Genomic DNA, 14,987 nt, shown 5'->3' with positions numbered 1-14,987 from the left:
CCCGGAGGGGTGATCATGAGGAGACCAGAGCGCACTTCCCATGAGGAGGCACGGGTGGCCGAGACTCTGAAGAAGGGCAGCCGGGTGACCGGCGCCGCGCGCGACAAGCTCGCGGCAGACCTGAAGAAGAAGTACGACGCCGGTGCGAGCATCCGGGCGTTGGCCGAGGAGACCGGCCGCTCGTATGGCTTCGTGCACCGCATGCTCAGTGAGTCGGGCGTCACGCTGCGAGGGCGTGGCGGGGCGACACGGGGTAAAAAGGCCACGGCCTGACCCCGGGTGGCCCCTTCGGCTTCGATGGTGGCCACCCGGTCGGTCGACTGATCGGCCGGGTGGTTACTGTGCAGTCACTTAGCTGACCGCACACATCGGAGGCGTCCCATGGCTTCGCCCGACAAGGACCTCGTTCCCGTACTCGACAAGGACGGCGTACGGCTCACCGTCGACGACGCGATCGCCACGGTGACGCTGACCAATCCGGCCAAGCGCAACGCGCAGAGCCCCGCTCTGTGGCGGGCGCTGACCGAGGCCGGGAGGCAGGTGCCGGGCTCCGTCCGCGTCGTGGTGCTGCGGGCCGAGGGCAAGTCCTTCTCGGCCGGTCTCGACCGGCAGGCGTTCACGCCCGAGGGCTTCGACGGGGAACCGTCGTTCATCGACCTCGCGCGTGGGAGCGACGCCGAGCTGGACGCGGCCATCGCCGAGTACCAGGAGGCGTTCACCTGGTGGCGGCGCAGCGACATCGTCTCCGTCGCCGCTGTCCAGGGGCACGCCATCGGGGCGGGCTTCCAGCTCGCCCTCGCCTGCGATCTGCGCGTCGTCGCGGACGACGTGCAGTTCGCCATGCGCGAGACCAGCCTCGGACTCGTGCCCGATCTGACGGGCACGCATCCGCTGGTGGGACTCGTCGGATACGCCCGCGCGCTGGAGATCTGCGTGACCGGGCGCTTCGTCACGGCCGAGGAGGCCGTGAACACCGGGCTGGCCAACGTGGCCGTGCCCGCGGACCAACTCGACGACACGGTCCGCGACCTCGCCTCGGCCGTGCTCGCCGCGCCCCGCGACGCGGTCGTCGAGACCAAGGCACTGCTGCGCGGCGCGCAGGACCGCACCTACGAGGACCAGCGCGGCGCGGAACGCCAGTCCCAGGCCCGCCGCCTGCGGGACCTCGCGGGCATCGGGGACTGATACCGGGCGGCTTCCCGGCGTCACCAGGGGAGTTGCCGCCGACTGAGCGCTGCCCGCGGCCCATGGCGGGCGCTGCCCGGTCGGCTGTTCCTGTGCGTCGGGGAGCCATGGCCGGCTGTGGGGTTCTTGCGGTCCGTGGCGGGTGCTGCCCGGTCAGGTGTTCGTGTGCGTCGGGGAGCCATGGCCGGCTGTGGGGTTCTTGCGGTCCGTGGCTGGGGTTGGCCGGTCAGGTGTTCGTGGGCGTTGGGGAACCATGGCCGGCTGTCGGGTTCTTGCGATCCGTGGCCTGCCGGCCGATCGGCTGTTCGTGTGCGTCGGGGAGCCATGGCCGCTGTGGGGTTCTTGCCGTCCGTGGCGGGTGCTGCCCGGTCAGGGTGTTCCTGTGTGTCAGGGCGCCACGGCCGGCTGTGGGGTGCCCGCGCCCCAGGTCGGGTGCCGTCCCTCAGCCGATCCCGCTCACCAGGACCGCCACCGTCGGGTGGTCCGACAGTGCCCTCCGCACCGCCGTGCGGACCTCGCGCGCCACGTCCCGGGAACGGTGGTCCTCGCGCGCCGCGATTTCCAGCCGGACGTGGCGGTGCGACAGCGCGGCCCCGCCCGGGAGTTCCTCGATGTGCACCGGGTGGCCCAGCGCGCCGGTCAGGTGAAGCACGCCCGGGACCTTGAGCGCGGCGGCGGCGACGCGGCCCTCGTCGTCGCCCTCGGCCCGCGCGGCGCGCGGCGGCTCGAGGAGGGGTGCGGCGGGCCCGGGTGGCTCCGCCTCCTCGTCCAGCAGGCCCGTCACACGCAGATCCACCTCCGTCACCGCCAGACCGAGCCGCTGCGTCGCGGCCGTCGCCAGCGTCGCCCGCAGCAGGGACGCCGTCGTCGGCAGCGGCTGCGAGGCCGTGGCCGCGAACTCCGCCGTCACCCGCAGCGGCCCGGGCGGCAGAGCGCTCGGCGGGGCCGGCACGGCCGGGATCCCGGTCGCCGCCGGATCGGCGAGCGCGACCCGGAGCGCTTCGAGGCGCACGCCCGGAGCGTCCCATGCCGCGCGCCGCAGCACCGCCTCGGCCGCCCGCTCGGCGATCCACGCACCGTCGCGCGCATCACCCAGCGGCAGAAGCCTGCCGAGGCCCAACTGTTGTCTCACTGCCTGTGTCCACCGGTCGGCCGTCATTCCTCCAGCCTGCCGCATCAAAGGCGCGCAACCACGCAACCGTGCTTACGGTGGTCGCAGGACGACAACCGAAAAGGACGAACGGCGATGACTGACATGACCGAGAACCGGGGCGGGGAGACCGAGACGTCGGCGGCGCGCCGGAGCCCGCTGACCAAGCGTGGCGGCGGAGACCCCGGCTCCCGGGGGCGGACGACTATCGCGGACGGCGTCGTGGAGAAGATCGCCGGGCTCGCCGCCCGCGATGTGGACGGCGTGCACGCCATGGGCAGCGGCCTGTCCCGCACGTTCGGAGCAGTGCGCGACCGCGTGCCCGGCGGCGCCAAGTCGGTGTCGCGCGGTGTGAAGGTCGAGGTCGGCGAGGTCCAGGCCGCCCTCGACCTGGAGATCGTGGTCGAGTACGGCGTGTCGATCGCCGATGTGGCCCGGGACGTACGGGAGAACGTCATCACCGCCGTCGAGCGGATGACGGGCCTCGAGGTCGTCGAGGTCAACATCGCGGTGAGCGACGTGAAACTGCCGGACGAGGAGGAAGAGGAACCGGAGCGCCGGATCCAGTGAGGCACCGGCCACCGGACATCGCAGCCAATGAAGAGCTGAGGAGCGCAGCATGAGCATGGCCGTCGTCGGCATGATCGCCGGCATGGCACTGGGATTCGCCGGGTACTTCGGCGGGTTCGGCGCCTTCCTGCTGGTGGCGGCGCTGGGCGCCGTCGGCTTCGTCGTCGGCCGGTTCCTGGAGGGGGACATGGACTTCGGCGACTTCTTCCGTCCCCGTGAACGGCGGCGGTGACGGCCGTGAGCGCAGGGGCCGGTGAGCTCGACAGACCCCTGACCGTCGTCCCGCCGGGCGAGCGGGGCGCGACCCGGATCGCCGACCGGGTCGTCGCGAAGATCGCTTCCCAGGCGGCCCGCGAGGCCGTCGGGACGCTGCCGCCCGACGCCGGCCGGCCGTCCGCCACCGTCGTGGTCCACCGCGAGGCCGCGCACGTCCGTGTGCACGTCGAACTCGACTACCCCTGCGACGTCGGCGCGCGCTGCCGCCAGGTGCGTCGTCACGTCGTCGAGCGGGTGGGCTCCCTGGTGGGAATGCAGGTGCCGGAGGTCGTCGTCCAGGTGGAGCGGCTGCACCTGGTCGCCGGGCCCGGCGCGGTACAGGGGAGGACGCGATGAGCGAACCCCGGGGCACCGAACCGCCCGAGCCCGAGGGCACCACACAGCGCCTGCCGGTCCTAGACGCGTCGCAGACCGGCACCGGACCCGACCGGTCCGCGCCGGCGGACGAGAACGGAACGCCGCCCGTACCCGACGGCGAGGGCGGCCGCGAAGGCCGCTTCTGGTCGGCACGCCGCGTCCCGGCGGGCATCGTCGCCCTGCTGCTCCTGGGACTCGCCGGACTGTTCCTCTACGACATCGCGTCCGTGCGCGCCGACCGGCCCGTCATGAGCTGGCGCCGGGAGCTGGCCCGGCAGCTCGCCGACCGGCCCCTCGACGACATCTGGGTGCTCGTCGGGGCCGGGGCCGCCGCCGCCCTAGGGCTCTGGCTGCTGGTCCTGGCCGTGACGCCCGGCCTGCGTGACGTGCTCCCGATGCGGCGCACGCACGCCGACGTACGCGCCGGACTGGACCGGGACGCCGCCGCGACCGCGTTGCGCGACCGTGCCATGGAGGTGGCCGGCGTGCAGTCGGTGCGGGTACGGGTGCGCCGGAGGCGGGCGCGCGTCCGCGCCATGTCGCACTTCCGTGAACTGGACGACGTTCGAACCGACTTGGACGCCGTGCTCACCGACGCGGTCCGCGGACTGGGCCTCTCCCGGCCGCCCGCGCTGTCGGTGCGCGTCCGGCGGCCCGGCCGGAAGGAGTGACAGCGATGCTCAGAGTCGTCAACCGCGTGTTCCTCGGGCTCGTGGGCCTCGTGCTGCTGGTGCTGGGCGGCTCCGTGCTGGCCGTCGGCCTCGGCGCTCCGGCACCCTCGTGGTGGATCCACGACAGCCGGCACGACGTGCTGCTGAGCAACGCCGAACGCACCCGCTGGCGGGACGACGGCTGGTGGTGGCCGACCGTCATCGCCGTACTCGCCGTCGCGATGCTGCTCGCCCTGTGGTGGCTGGTCTCGGTACTGCGCCGGCGCCGCCCGGCCGAGGTCCTCGTGGACACCGGCGACGGCGAGGGCGCCCTGCTGCGCGGCCGGGCCCTGGAGAACGTCCTCACCGAGGAGGCGTCCCGGGTCGACGGCGTCGACCGGGCCCATGCCCGTCTGACGGGCCGCCGCAGCGCCCCCGAGGCTCATGTACGGCTCGCACTGGACCCGCGCGTGGACCCGGGCACGGCCCTGCACGAACTGACGACCGGCGCCCTGACCCACGCCGGAACATCGGCGGGTCTCGCGTCACTGCCGGCGGAGGTACGGCTGCGGGGCGTCAAACACCGTGCGGGCAGAGTGAGCTGACGGCCCCGGCCGTACCCGGCGCTCAGAACCCGTGCCGTGCCCCGCCGTCCACCGGCACCATGACCCCGGTCAGATAGGAAGCCGCCGGAGACAGCAGGAACGCCGCCACCCGCCCGAACTCCTCCGGCGCTCCGTACCGCCGCAACGGAATGCGCGACTCCGACGCCGCCCTGGTCGCCTCGGGATCCGCCGACAGCGCGTCCAGCTCGCGCACGCGATCCGTGTCGATGCGCCCGGGAAGCACGCCGACCACCCGAATCCCCCGCGGCCCCAGTTCGTCCGACAGCGACTTGGCGAACCCGGCCAGCCCCGGCCGCAGCCCGTTCGAGATCGTCAGCCCCGGAATCGGCTCGTACACCGACCCCGACAGCACGAACCCGATGACACCCCCCGACTCCAACTCCGCCGACGCCGCGCGAGCCAGCCGCACCGCGCCGAGGAACACCGATTCGAACGCCGCCTGCCACTGGTCGTCCGTGTTGTCCGAGACGAACCCGGCCGGCGGCCCGCCCACGCTGACGAGGACACCGTTGAAGCGCCCGAAGTGCTCCCGCGCGGCCGCGATCAGCATGGCCGGCGCGTCGGGGTCGGCGTTGTCGACGGCCACCCCTACCGCGTTCGGGCCCAGCGCGGCCGCCGCCTCGGCGACGCTCTTCTCGTCCCGCCCCGAGACGACCACCTTCGCCCCGTCCGCGACGAGCTCGCGCGCGGTGGCGTTGCCGAGGCCCCGCGTGGCCCCGGTGACGACGTACACCCGGTCTTTCAGTCCAAGATCCATGGTCCCTATCCTGCCCCGTCCTCACCGAACAGGGCCATGGCGGTGTTCACCAGGCCGATGTGGCTGAACGCCTGGGGGAAGTTGCCGAGCTGCCGGCCGGTCACCGGGTCGAACTCCTCGGAGAGCAGCCCGACGTCGTTGGCGAGCCCCACCAGCCGCTCGAACAGCTCCCGGGCCTCCTTCGTGCGGCCCGTCATGTGCAGGGCGTCCGCGAGCCAGAACGAGCACACCAGGAAGGTGCCCTCGGAGCCGGGCAGTCCGTCGATCTCCGCCTGGTCCGAGTCGGTGGGGCTGTAGCGGTGCAGCAAGCCGCCGTGGTCCAGCTCCTTGCGCACCGCGTCGATGGTGCCGATCACCCGTGGATCGCCGGGCGGCAGGAAGCCGACGCGCGGGATGAGCAGCAGGGCGGCGTCCAGTTCGCGCGAGCCGTAGGACTGCGTGAACGTGTTGCGCTCGGGGTCGTAGCCCTTGTCGCAGACCTCGCGGTGCACCTCGTCGCGCAGCGCGCGCCAGCCGTCCAGGTCGCCGTCCAGCTCCGGATGGCGCTCCAGGGTGCGAACGGCACGGTCGGCGGCGACCCACACCATCACCTTCGAGTGCACGAACTGGCGCCGGCCGCCGCGCACCTCCCACAGTCCTTCGTCCGGCTGCTGCCAGTGGCTGCGCAGAAAGTCCATCAGGGCCGTCTGGAGCGCCCACACGTCCGGCTGGGCGGACAGGCCCGAGATGCGGGCCAGCGACAGGGAGTCCATGACCTCGCCGTAGACGTCCAGCTGAAGCTGTTTCACGGCGTCGTTCCCGATGCGTACAGGGGCGGACCCGGCGAAGCCGGACAGCCACGGCAGCTCGAACTCGGGCAGCCTTCTCTCGCCCGCCAGGCCGTACATGATCTGGAGGTCCGCCGGGTCGCCCGCCACCGCGCGCAGCAGCCAGTTCCGCCAGGCCTCGGCCTCCTCCTGGTAGCCGGCAGCCAGCAGCGCGCCCAGGGTGAGGGTGGAGTCGCGCAGCCAGCAGTAGCGGTAGTCCCAGTTGCGCACCCCGCCCGGCTCCTCGGGCAGGGAGGTGGTGGCGGCGGCGACGATGCCGCCGGTCGGGGCGTAGGTGAGCGCCTTGAGGGTGATCAGGGAGCGGACGACGGCGTCCCGGTACGGTCCGTCGTAGCGGCAGCGCGCCACCCAGGCCCGCCAGTCCTCGACGCTGTGGCGCAGCGACTCGTACGGGTCGACGAGCGGCGGGCGCTGCTCGTGGGAGGGGTGCCAGGTGAGGACGAACGCGACTTTCTCCCCCTTCCGGACGGTGAACTCCGCGTGCGTCCCGAAGTCCTCGCCCCAGCTGCGCACCTCCGGCTCGCTGCGCAGCCAGGCCGAGTCGGGTCCGGCGACGGCGACGCGGTGCCCGTCGGCCCGGCGTACCCAGGGGATGATCGAGCCGTAGTCGAAGCGCAGCTTGAGGACGCTGTGGAGCGTCACCTCGCCGTCCAGGCCCTCGACGACGCGCACGAGGTCGGGGGCCTGGTCGCGCTGCGGCATCAGGTCGGTGACGCGTACCGTCCCCTGCCCGGTCTCCCACTCGGTGTCCAGGACGAGGGTGTCGCGCCGGTAGGCGCGCCGGGTGCACCGGTCCGCCCCCACGGGGGCGATGCGCCAGAAGCCGTTGTCCTCGTCGCCGAGCAGCTTGGCGAAGCAGGCGGCCGAGTCGAAGCGGGGCAGGCAGAGCCAGTCCACGGATCCGTCGGTGCCGACCAGGGCGGCGGTCTGTTCGTCGCCGATGAGCGCGTAATCCTCGATGCTCGGGTCCACGGAGTGCGGGTTCCCGGCAAGTCGGCGCGGCAATCAGGGCGAGGGCCGGGGGAGTGACGTGCCGTCGGCGACCGGGGCGCCCGTGCCCGAGAAGATCACCCCCGGGTCCGACGGGGCCTGGTTGAGCACCCACAGGCCGATCAGGGTGGCCAGCGTGAAGACGACGGTGATGAGCACGGCGAGCACGAGGCGCCGCCGGCGCTCGCGCCGCAGCCATTCACCGCGTGCCGTGCGGTACGCGTCGGGGTCGGGGAGCACCCCGCCCGCCAGGACCCGGAGCGCCTCGCGGAGCTCCTCCTCGGTGCGGCCGTGACCGGCCCGGTCCGGACCGGTGCCGCGCGACGGAGTCTTGTCTCGATGTGTCATCGCCGGGCCTCCATCGCCTGGGTCAGGGCGGCGATGCCGCGTGCCGTGTGTGTCTTGACCGAACCTCCGGATATGCCCATCGCGGCGGCTATCTCGCTCTCCTTGAGACCGAGCCAGTGCCGCAGCACCAGAGCCTCGCGCTGCCGGGGCGGCAACTGCTGGAGCGCGTCGATCAGCACGCGCTGGTCGTCCCGCAGCAGCGCGGCGTGCTCGGCGGAGGCGACCGTGTCGTCCGGCGGGGTCTCCTCATGTCTGCGGGCGACTTGAAGGTGCCGGATCCGCATCCGCGTCAGATTGCAGACGGTGGAGCGCAGATACGCCTCCGCCGCGGCCGCGTCCCGCAGCCGCCGCCACTTGCGGTAGATCTGGTAGTACGCCTCGGCCACCACGTTCTCCGGATCGTCGGCGCCGAGCAGGACGGCGAGGCGCAGCATCGAGGAGTAGTGCAGCTCGAAGAGGTGGGCGACACCTGCCTCGCGCTCCGGGTCGGTGGAGTCGCCGGCCGGGGGAGCGAGGGGCTCGGCCGGTGCCGCTGCTGGTGCTGGTGCTGGTGGCAGTGTGGGGTTCTGTCTGCGTCTCACGGGTTCTTCGCTCCGGTCTCCGGGCGTCGCCGGACGGTCAGGCGGGACGGCAGGTCGGTCGTGTCGGCGCCGCGCGGGACACCGAGGCGGGTCAGCACGGCGGTGCCGGCCGCCGCGACGGTCAGGTTGAGCAGCAGGGCGGCGAGTCCGGCGTAGATCTCCAGCGGTCCGGCGCCGGTACCGAGCGGCACGATCGAGGAGAACCCCTCGCGCACCACCAGGTACGTCCCCGACGCCATGCCCACGGCCCACCCGGCGAGCAGCGCCCGCGGGTGCAGCCACCCGGTGAACAGCCCGACGGCGACGGCCGGGAAGATCTGCAGGATCCACACGCCGCCGAGCAGCTGGAGGTTGACGGCGTCCTGGTCGCGCAGCCCGAACACGAACGCCACGGCCCCCACCTTCGCGGTGAGCGACACCGCCTTGGCGATGCGCACCTGACGCTTCGGCGTGGCCGTCGGATGGACGTACTCGACGTATACGTTGCGGACGAAACTCGTGGCCGCGGCGATCGACATCACCGCCGCCGGGACGAGCGCCCCCACGGCGATCGCGGCGAACACCAGGCCGGCCAGCGGCGCCGGCATCAGCCGGTCCACCAGCATCGGCACGGCCGCCTCGGCACCGCCGCGCGGCGCCCGCACCCCCGCGGCGAGGGCGGCGATGCCGAGGAACCCGAACAGCGCGAGCAGCCCGGTCCAGGCGGGCAGCGCCACCGAGACCTTGCGCAGGGTGCGGGGTCCGTCGGCGGCGAAGCCGGCGGTGAGCACGTGCGGGTACATCAGCAGGGCGAGGGCGGAGCCGAGTGCGAGCGTGGCGTAGGCCGGCTGCTGCGCGGGGGACAGGAGCAGCGCCGGGCTGCCCAGCCGCTGCTCCGCGCCCTCGAAGACCGGGCCCGGGCCGCCCAGCCGGGCGAGGACCAGCCAGGTCACCGCGGTGAGCGAGACGAACACCGCCACCGCCTTCAGCGCCGAGATGACCGCCGGCGCCCGCAGCCCGTGCCGGTACGTGGCCACCGCGAGCCCCGCGAACAGCGCGACCAGCACCAGGTCCCCGGCAGCGCCCCGCGGGTACACGCCCCCGGCCGTCAGGACCGCCCTGATGCCCAGCAGTTGCAGCGCCAGGTACGGCATCGTGGCGAGGATCCCGGTCAGCGCCACCACCAGGGCCAGCGGCGGTGACCCGTACCGGCCGCGCACGAAGTCGGCGGCGGTGATGTAGCCGTGCCGCCGGGCCACGCTCCACAGCCGGCTCAGCAGCACGAAGGCGAGCGGGCAGACGATCACCGTGTACGGCACGGCGAAGAAGGCGGGCGCGCCGTTGCCGTAGGCCAGTCCGGGCACGGCGGTGAAGGTGTACGCGGTGAAGATCGTGCCGCCCAGCAGCAGCCAGGTCCAGCCGGGGCCGAGGGAGCGGTCGGCCAGGGCCCAGCCCTCCAGGGAGGGCAGCCGGTCGACCGGACGCAGCCGCCGCGCGGTGACCGCGAGCAGCGACGCCCCGCCGATCACGGCGAGGAACGTCGCGGTCATGGCGCCGTCAGCCATGGGTCACCGTCCTTGGTGTGCCTGTGCCCTCGCGCGAGAGTTGCGCGGACGGCCCGTCCGGAGGACAGGAAACCGGCGGGAAATCTTTCTCGAACGCCCTGTCAACCACTTCCGGCGAGTGCGCAACTCTTGCACAGACCGACAGCGAGCGGGAGAGGAGCACAGGTCATGGCACGCACCGGGCACCCCCGGCTACGGCGCGTCGCCGTCGCCCTGCTGCTGCTCGCACCCGCGGCCGGGTTGCTGTGGGTCCCGCTGTACGCCGGTGCCGGTCCGCGGCTCGCGGGGACGCCGTTCTTCTACTGGTACCAGCTCGCGTGGGTACCGGGCTGCGGCCTGTGCCTGCTCGCCGCGTACGCGCTGACGGACCGACACCGCTGATCCGCACTCCCCGTTGTGCACACCCGTCGAGGTGAGGAGCCGCCATGCCCGTATCAGCCCTGCCCGAATCCGAACCAGAAGTGCCGGAAAAGTCCAGAATGCGGCCGATTCTGCTCTGGGCCGCCGTCTCCCTCCTCGGCGCGGTCGCCTGGGGCGTCCTCGCCCTGGCGCGTGGCGAGCGGATCTCCGCGGTCTGGCTGGTGATCGCCGCGCTCGGGTCGTACGCCATCGCCTACCGCTTCTACTCCCGGTTCATCGCCCGCCGCGTCCTGGAGCCGGACGACCGCAGGGCCACCCCCGCCGAACGCCTCGAGGACGGTGTCGACTACCACCCCACCGACCGCCGGGTGCTGCTCGGGCACCACTTCGCCGCCATCGCCGGCGCCGGACCACTGGTGGGGCCGGTGCTCGCGGCCCAGATGGGCTACCTGCCGGGGACTCTGTGGATCGTGGCGGGGGTGATCTTCGCGGGCGCGGTGCAGGACATGGTCGTGCTGTTCCTGTCGATGCGGCGGGACGGCACGTCGCTCGGGCAGATGGCCCGCGACGAGATCGGCCGGGCCGGCGGGGCCGCCGCCCTGATCGCCGTGTTCGCCATCATGATCATCCTGCTGGGGGTTTTGGCGCTGGTCGTCGTCAACGCCCTCGCCCACAGCCCCTGGGGCACCTTCTCCGTCGCGATGACCATCCCCATCGCCCTGTTCATGGGCTTCTGGCTGCACGTCATCCGCCCGGGCCGGGTCGTCGAGACCAGCCTGATCGGCGTGGTCCTGCTGCTGCTCGCCATCGTCGGCGGCAGCTGGATCCAGGAGTCCTCGCTGGCCTCCGCCTTCACGCTCAGTCCCACGACCCTGGTGTTCTGCCTCGTCGGCTACGGCTTCGTCGCCTCCGTCCTGCCGGTGTGGATGCTGCTCGCGCCGCGCGACTACCTCTCCACCTTCATGAAGATCGGCACCATCGCCCTGCTCGCGGTCGGCGTGGTCGTCGCGGCGCCGGTCCTGCGCACGGACGCGGTGAGCGACTTCGCCTCGTCGGGTGCCGGGCCCGTCTTCGCCGGGGCCCTGTTCCCCTTCCTCTTCATCACCATCGCCTGCGGCGCGCTGTCCGGCTTCCACGCGCTGGTCTCCTCCGGGACCACCCCGAAGCTGATCCGCAAGGAGTCCCAGGTCCGGATGATCGGCTACGGCGCCATGCTGATGGAGTCGTTCGTCGCGATCATGGCGCTGATCGCCGCGGCGACCCTGGAACCCGGCCTCTACTACGCCATGAACGCCCCGGCGGCCCTCCTCGGTACGACGGCCGAGTCGGCCTCCCACGCCGTCGCCGGCCTCGGCTTCACCATCACCCCCGACCAGCTCACCCAGGCCGCCAAGGCCGTGGAGGAGCAGACGCTGATCGCCCGCTCCGGAGGAGCCCCGACCCTGGCCGTCGGCATGTCGGAGATCTTCTCCGGGGTCTTCGGCGGCGCCGGGATGAAGGCCTTCTGGTACCACTTCGCCATCATGTTCGAAGCGCTGTTCATCCTGACCACGGTGGACGCGGGCACCCGCGTCGGCCGCTTCATGCTCCAGGACATGCTCGGCAACGTGTGGAAGCCGGCCGGCCGGGTCAACTGGAAGCCGGGCATCTGGGTGTGCAGCGCCCTCGTCGTGGCGGCCTGGGGCTACTTCCTCCACACCGGCGCCACCGACCCGCTCGGCGGGATCAACCAGCTCTTCCCGCTCTTCGGGATCGCGAACCAGCTCCTCGCCGCGATCGCCCTGGCCGTCTGCACCACGATCCTGATCAAGTCCGGCCGGCTGCGCTGGGCGTGGGTCACGGGCGTCCCGCTCGCCTGGGTCGTCGCGATCACCTTCACCGCCGGCTGGCAGAAGATCTTCTCCGCCGACCCGAAGATCGGCTTCTTCGCGCAGCGCGCGCGGTACGCCGACGCCCTCGACGCCGGTCAGGTCCTGCCGCCCGCCAAGAACCTCGACGACATGCACACCGTGGTCACCAACTCCACGGTCGACGGTGTGCTGATCGCCCTGTTCCTGCTGCTGGTCGCCGTCGTGATCGGCAACGCCGCGGTGGTCTGCGTACGGGCGATACGGGCCCCGGGCTCGACTCCGGTCACCGAGGCGCCGTACGTCGAGTCCCGACTCGACGTGCCGGACGAGCCGTTGGCGGGAGCCCGGACGTGAGGGTGGTGCGCTGGGCACGGGCGGTGCGCTGGTACGTGCGGGAACTGGCCGAGGTGCTGAACCGGTCGCACCGGGAGGAGTGCCGGCAGGGACGCTGCTGCTGACGCGGCCGGGGGCGACCGGCGGGGGTCACACCGCCGCCGGCTCCGCCTTGCTCGCGTCGGCTTCTCCGGCCGCCGCCTGCGCCCGGTCCCGGGCCTCGCGGCGGGCCAGGACCACCCAGCCGACCGGGACGGCGGCGGAGAACAGCCACCACTGGACGGCGTACGCGTAGTTCAGCGCCGCGTCCTCCTTGCCGGGGTCGCCGAGCAGCTCGGGGGTGTCGCCCTTGGGCTCGGGAGCCGTCTGCGCGATGTAGCCACCGAGCACCCGCGCGTCCAGGCGCCGGGCCTCCTGCTCGCTGTTGATCAGCATGATCTGCCGGTCCGGCAGGCCCTTGAGGTTCTTGATGCCGCTCGCCGCGGTCGTCTCACTCGGCATCAGCCGCCCCTCGACGGTCACCTCGCCGCTCGGCGGTGCGGGGACCTTCGGGAACGTGGTCTGGCTCGGGCCGTCCGAGGGGATCCAGCCCCGGTTGACCAGCAGAACCTTGCCGTCGTCGAGGACGAACGGGGTCAGGACGTGGTAGCCGACCTCGTCGTCGGAGTTGGTGCGGCGGCGGACGACGACCTCGTCCTCCGCGTCGAAGCGGCCCTTCGCGGTCACGGTCCGGTACCGCTCGGCGCTGGTGACGGTGTGCCCGGGCGCGGTCAGCTTCTCCACGGGTACCGGCTCGGCCGCCAGCGCGTCGGTGACCAGCTGGTTCCGGGCGGTGCGCTCCTCGTAGCGATGCATCTGCCAGATGCCCAGCCTGATCATCGTGGGGATGAGAAGCAGGGCGATCAGTGTGAGGATCACCCACTGCCGGGACATCAGGAAGCGGTACACCCCACGACCGTACAACTCGGTCGTGGGGTGCATTCAGCCGGGTACGGGTTCAGACCTTGTCGACAATTCCCACCTTTCCCTCCGCCCGGGCGCAGTGGGCACCGCAGTACCACTGGCCGTCGACCTCGACGCCCTGGCCGATGATCTGTACCCGGCAGTGCTCGCAGATGGGGGCCATGCGGTGGATCGCGCAGGCGAAGCAGTCGAAGACGTGCACCGCCCCCTGCGCATGCACCTCGAAGGTCATTCCGTACTGATTGCCACATACCTCACAGGTCGCCATGCGCCACAGGGTGAGCCGTCGCCCCGGCCCGGGCGAGCGGCCGCCGGGCGAGTCGCCCGCCAATCACCCGTCCGTACGGTCGCCCTGCGACACCGCTCCGCCTGTGGCCGCCCCGGCGGCACCGATCCGCGTACGGTCACTCCTCCGACGCCGATCCGCGTACGGTCACCCCTCCGAGGCCGGCTCCACATCCCCGAGGAGTTGCCCGAACGCCGCCTCGTCCACGATCGGTGTGCCGAACTGCCGGGCCTTGACCACCTTGGACGTGCCCGAGTCCGGGTCGTTCGTGACGAGCAGGCTGGTCAGCCGGGACAGGCTGGTGGCCACGTGCAACCCGGCTTCGGTCGCCCGGTCCTCCAACAGCTCCCGCTCGGTCGAGGTGTCACCCGAAAAGGCGACCCGCATGCCCTGCTTGAGCCGCCCGCCCGCCTCGTAGCGCCCCGGGTTGGGGTAGGGGCAGGCGGGGCGCTTCCGGGAGGGGCGCCAACCGGTCTGGCGGTAGCCGCCGTAGCCTCGCGGGCCCGCCTGCTGTCCGATGCGGGGCGTGGCAGGGCGGTCCGACCACTCCGTCAGCGGCCGGCACTCGTGCAGCGGCAGCCGTACGCCGTTCGCCGCCGCGGCCCTGAGGCTGGGCCGGAACGCCTCCGCCAGCACGCGCGCGTCGTCCAGCGCGTGGTGCGCCCGCCGCTGGACGACGCCGAAGTGCGCGGCGAGGGACTCCAGCTTGTGGTTGGGCAGCGGAAGGCCGAGCTCCTTGGAGAGCGCGATGGTGCACAGCCGCTGCCGCACGGGCGCCTCGCACTTCGCGCGCGCGTACTCCCGGGCGATCATCTGCCAGTCGAAGACGGCGTTGTGCGCGACGAGCACCCGCCCCTGAAGCCGGGCCGTGAACTCCTCGGCGATGTCCGGGAAGAGGGGCGCGCCCTCGAGCGCCTCGCTCGTCAGTCCGTGGATCCACACGGGGCCGGGGTCACGCTCGGGGTTGACCGTCGTGTACCAGTGGTCCTCGACCTCGCCGCGCGCGTCCAGCCGGTAGACGGCCGCGGAGATGATGCGGTCGTCCCGGGCCAGGCCCGTGGTCTCCACGTCAACGACCGCGTACCCCTTGGGATACGCGGCCGGCCACGACGTGGGAGAGAACGCCGCGGTCGTCAGGTCTTCCAGCATGGTCACTGAGGATACGGGCCGGGACTGACAGCCCGGTCCGTCAGGTGCCGTGCCGCGTCCACCGTGGCCGGGCAAGACGACCCTGGGGATTCCGCTCCCAATTCTCCGGGCATCCCGAATGCAGTTGACGGGACATCTGCTGAGGCGGGTGGAGGGCGAAGGGGCTGCGGAGCAGGGAACGGGGC

The 14,987-nt window shown here is 72.5% G+C and carries 18 protein-coding genes; 9 read left to right on the top strand and 9 right to left on the bottom strand.

Translation table 11 applies throughout. The features are described from left to right. Positions 1-54: 54 nt before the first annotated feature. Both CP976_RS10440 and CP976_RS10435 read left to right on the top strand, forming a co-directional pair. The gene (locus CP976_RS10440) at positions 55-273 is read left to right on the top strand and encodes a helix-turn-helix domain-containing protein (protein WP_010037790.1); all 219 of its coding nucleotides are present in this window, start codon (positions 55-57) and stop codon (positions 271-273) included. Positions 274-381: 108 nt separating this feature from the next. Next, the gene (locus CP976_RS10435; RefSeq protein ID WP_150480088.1) at positions 382-1,185 is read left to right on the top strand and encodes an enoyl-CoA hydratase/isomerase family protein; all 804 of its coding nucleotides are present in this window, start codon (positions 382-384) and stop codon (positions 1,183-1,185) included. A gap of 442 nt (positions 1,186-1,627) precedes the next feature. Here CP976_RS10435 and CP976_RS10430 read toward each other — a convergent pair whose 3' ends face one another. Further along, positions 1,628-2,344 (bottom strand): nucleopolyhedrovirus P10 family protein, encoded by a 717-nt coding sequence (locus tag CP976_RS10430; protein WP_150480087.1) that lies wholly within the window; start codon positions 2,342-2,344, stop codon positions 1,628-1,630. Positions 2,345-2,431: 87 nt separating this feature from the next. On the opposite strand from CP976_RS10430, the gene CP976_RS10425 reads away from it, so the two are divergent. Genes CP976_RS10425 through amaP form a run of 5 tightly spaced genes read left to right on the top strand, consistent with a single transcriptional unit; the run spans position 2,432 to position 4,793 of the window. Beyond that, a complete protein-coding gene (locus tag CP976_RS10425; protein ID WP_086852174.1) occupies positions 2,432-2,905 on the top strand; it encodes an Asp23/Gls24 family envelope stress response protein in 474 nt (157 codons plus the stop codon). 49 nt (positions 2,906-2,954) lie between these two features. Continuing rightward, a complete protein-coding gene (locus CP976_RS10420; RefSeq protein ID WP_086852176.1) occupies positions 2,955-3,137 on the top strand; it encodes a hypothetical protein in 183 nt (60 codons plus the stop codon). Then, complete coding sequence (locus CP976_RS10415) at positions 3,134-3,517, top strand: Asp23/Gls24 family envelope stress response protein (RefSeq protein ID WP_150480086.1); 384 nt, start codon at positions 3,134-3,136, stop codon at positions 3,515-3,517. The genes CP976_RS10420 and CP976_RS10415 overlap by 4 nt, the downstream gene beginning before the upstream one ends. Further along, positions 3,514-4,209, top strand: a complete 696-nt coding sequence (locus CP976_RS10410; RefSeq protein ID WP_150480085.1) for a DUF6286 domain-containing protein — start codon at positions 3,514-3,516, stop codon at positions 4,207-4,209. The genes CP976_RS10415 and CP976_RS10410 overlap by 4 nt, the downstream gene beginning before the upstream one ends. 5 nt (positions 4,210-4,214) lie before the next feature. Next, the gene (gene amaP / locus CP976_RS10405; protein ID WP_373304937.1) at positions 4,215-4,793 is read left to right on the top strand and encodes an alkaline shock response membrane anchor protein AmaP; all 579 of its coding nucleotides are present in this window, start codon (positions 4,215-4,217) and stop codon (positions 4,791-4,793) included. Positions 4,794-4,815: 22 nt separating this feature from the next. Here the strand turns inward: amaP and CP976_RS10400 are convergent, their stop codons facing one another. The 5 genes from CP976_RS10400 to CP976_RS10380 are packed head-to-tail and all read right to left on the bottom strand — an operon-like array spanning position 4,816 to position 9,861. Continuing rightward, a complete protein-coding gene (locus tag CP976_RS10400) occupies positions 4,816-5,571 on the bottom strand; it encodes an SDR family oxidoreductase (protein ID WP_150480083.1) in 756 nt (251 codons plus the stop codon). Positions 5,572-5,576: 5 nt separating this feature from the next. Then, the gene (locus tag CP976_RS10395) at positions 5,577-7,370 is read right to left on the bottom strand and encodes a glycoside hydrolase family 15 protein (protein ID WP_150480082.1); all 1,794 of its coding nucleotides are present in this window, start codon (positions 7,368-7,370) and stop codon (positions 5,577-5,579) included. Positions 7,371-7,403: 33 nt separating this feature from the next. Then, on the bottom strand, positions 7,404-7,736 hold the full coding sequence (locus CP976_RS10390; RefSeq protein WP_150480081.1) for a hypothetical protein: 333 nt from the start codon (positions 7,734-7,736) through the stop codon (positions 7,404-7,406). Beyond that, entirely contained in the window at positions 7,733-8,317 is a 585-nt protein-coding gene (locus tag CP976_RS10385) for a SigE family RNA polymerase sigma factor (RefSeq protein ID WP_150480080.1), read from the bottom strand. The genes CP976_RS10390 and CP976_RS10385 overlap by 4 nt, the downstream gene beginning before the upstream one ends. Continuing rightward, positions 8,314-9,861, bottom strand: coding sequence for a sodium:solute symporter family protein (locus CP976_RS10380; protein WP_150480079.1), 1,548 nt, complete (start codon positions 9,859-9,861; stop codon positions 8,314-8,316). Before CP976_RS10380 ends, CP976_RS10385 begins: the two co-directional genes overlap by 4 nt. Positions 9,862-10,029: 168 nt before the next feature. Between CP976_RS10380 and CP976_RS10375 the strand changes: the two genes are divergently transcribed. After that, positions 10,030-10,242 carry a DUF3311 domain-containing protein gene (locus CP976_RS10375; protein ID WP_086852193.1) on the top strand — a complete coding sequence of 71 codons (213 nt, stop codon included), beginning with the start codon at positions 10,030-10,032 and terminating at the stop codon, positions 10,240-10,242. 44 nt (positions 10,243-10,286) lie between these two features. After that, the gene (locus CP976_RS10370) at positions 10,287-12,425 is read left to right on the top strand and encodes a carbon starvation CstA family protein (protein WP_150480078.1); all 2,139 of its coding nucleotides are present in this window, start codon (positions 10,287-10,289) and stop codon (positions 12,423-12,425) included. 129 nt (positions 12,426-12,554) lie between these two features. Here CP976_RS10370 and CP976_RS10365 read toward each other — a convergent pair whose 3' ends face one another. The 3 genes from CP976_RS10365 to CP976_RS10355 form a co-directional block, all read right to left on the bottom strand. Further along, positions 12,555-13,352: an SURF1 family cytochrome oxidase biogenesis protein gene (locus tag CP976_RS10365; protein WP_229876608.1), complete on the bottom strand. Its 798-nt coding sequence runs from the start codon at positions 13,350-13,352 to the stop codon at positions 12,555-12,557. Between the two features lie 49 nt (positions 13,353-13,401). After that, positions 13,402-13,635 carry a hypothetical protein gene (locus tag CP976_RS10360; RefSeq protein ID WP_078945499.1) on the bottom strand — a complete coding sequence of 78 codons (234 nt, stop codon included), beginning with the start codon at positions 13,633-13,635 and terminating at the stop codon, positions 13,402-13,404. Positions 13,636-13,800: 165 nt separating this feature from the next. After that, positions 13,801-14,802 carry a DEDDh family exonuclease gene (locus CP976_RS10355; protein ID WP_150480076.1) on the bottom strand — a complete coding sequence of 334 codons (1,002 nt, stop codon included), beginning with the start codon at positions 14,800-14,802 and terminating at the stop codon, positions 13,801-13,803. Positions 14,803-14,987: the final 185 nt, after the last annotated feature.

Source organism: Streptomyces coeruleorubidus (assembly GCF_008705135.1).
In the GTDB taxonomy this organism is placed as follows: Bacteria; Actinomycetota; Actinomycetes; order Streptomycetales; family Streptomycetaceae; genus Streptomyces; species Streptomyces coeruleofuscus.
The sequence above is the reverse complement of the archived record's forward strand: the minus strand, read 5'-3'. Positions and strand labels throughout refer to the sequence as shown.

What these genes read in the sequence shown, in the direction of transcription:
- CP976_RS10435 (WP_150480088.1), top strand. Translation starts at nt 382, where the DNA reads ATGGCTTCGCCCGACAAGGACCTCGTTCCCGTACTCGACAAGGACGGC.
- CP976_RS10420 (WP_086852176.1), top strand. Translation starts at nt 2,955, where the DNA reads ATGAGCATGGCCGTCGTCGGCATGATCGCCGGCATGGCACTGGGATTC.
- CP976_RS10355 (WP_150480076.1), bottom strand. Translation starts at nt 14,802, where the DNA reads ATGCTGGAAGACCTGACGACCGCGGCGTTCTCTCCCACGTCGTGGCCG.
- CP976_RS10375 (WP_086852193.1), top strand. Translation starts at nt 10,030, where the DNA reads ATGGCACGCACCGGGCACCCCCGGCTACGGCGCGTCGCCGTCGCCCTG.
- CP976_RS10370 (WP_150480078.1), top strand. Translation starts at nt 10,287, where the DNA reads ATGCCCGTATCAGCCCTGCCCGAATCCGAACCAGAAGTGCCGGAAAAG.
- CP976_RS10425 (WP_086852174.1), top strand. Translation starts at nt 2,432, where the DNA reads ATGACTGACATGACCGAGAACCGGGGCGGGGAGACCGAGACGTCGGCG.
- CP976_RS10410 (WP_150480085.1), top strand. Translation starts at nt 3,514, where the DNA reads ATGAGCGAACCCCGGGGCACCGAACCGCCCGAGCCCGAGGGCACCACA.
- CP976_RS10390 (WP_150480081.1), bottom strand. Translation starts at nt 7,736, where the DNA reads ATGACACATCGAGACAAGACTCCGTCGCGCGGCACCGGTCCGGACCGG.
- CP976_RS10380 (WP_150480079.1), bottom strand. Translation starts at nt 9,861, where the DNA reads ATGGCTGACGGCGCCATGACCGCGACGTTCCTCGCCGTGATCGGCGGG.
- amaP (WP_373304937.1), top strand. Translation starts at nt 4,215, where the DNA reads ATGCTCAGAGTCGTCAACCGCGTGTTCCTCGGGCTCGTGGGCCTCGTG.
- CP976_RS10360 (WP_078945499.1), bottom strand. Translation starts at nt 13,635, where the DNA reads ATGGCGACCTGTGAGGTATGTGGCAATCAGTACGGAATGACCTTCGAG.
- CP976_RS10430 (WP_150480087.1), bottom strand. Translation starts at nt 2,344, where the DNA reads ATGACGGCCGACCGGTGGACACAGGCAGTGAGACAACAGTTGGGCCTC.
- CP976_RS10400 (WP_150480083.1), bottom strand. Translation starts at nt 5,571, where the DNA reads ATGGATCTTGGACTGAAAGACCGGGTGTACGTCGTCACCGGGGCCACG.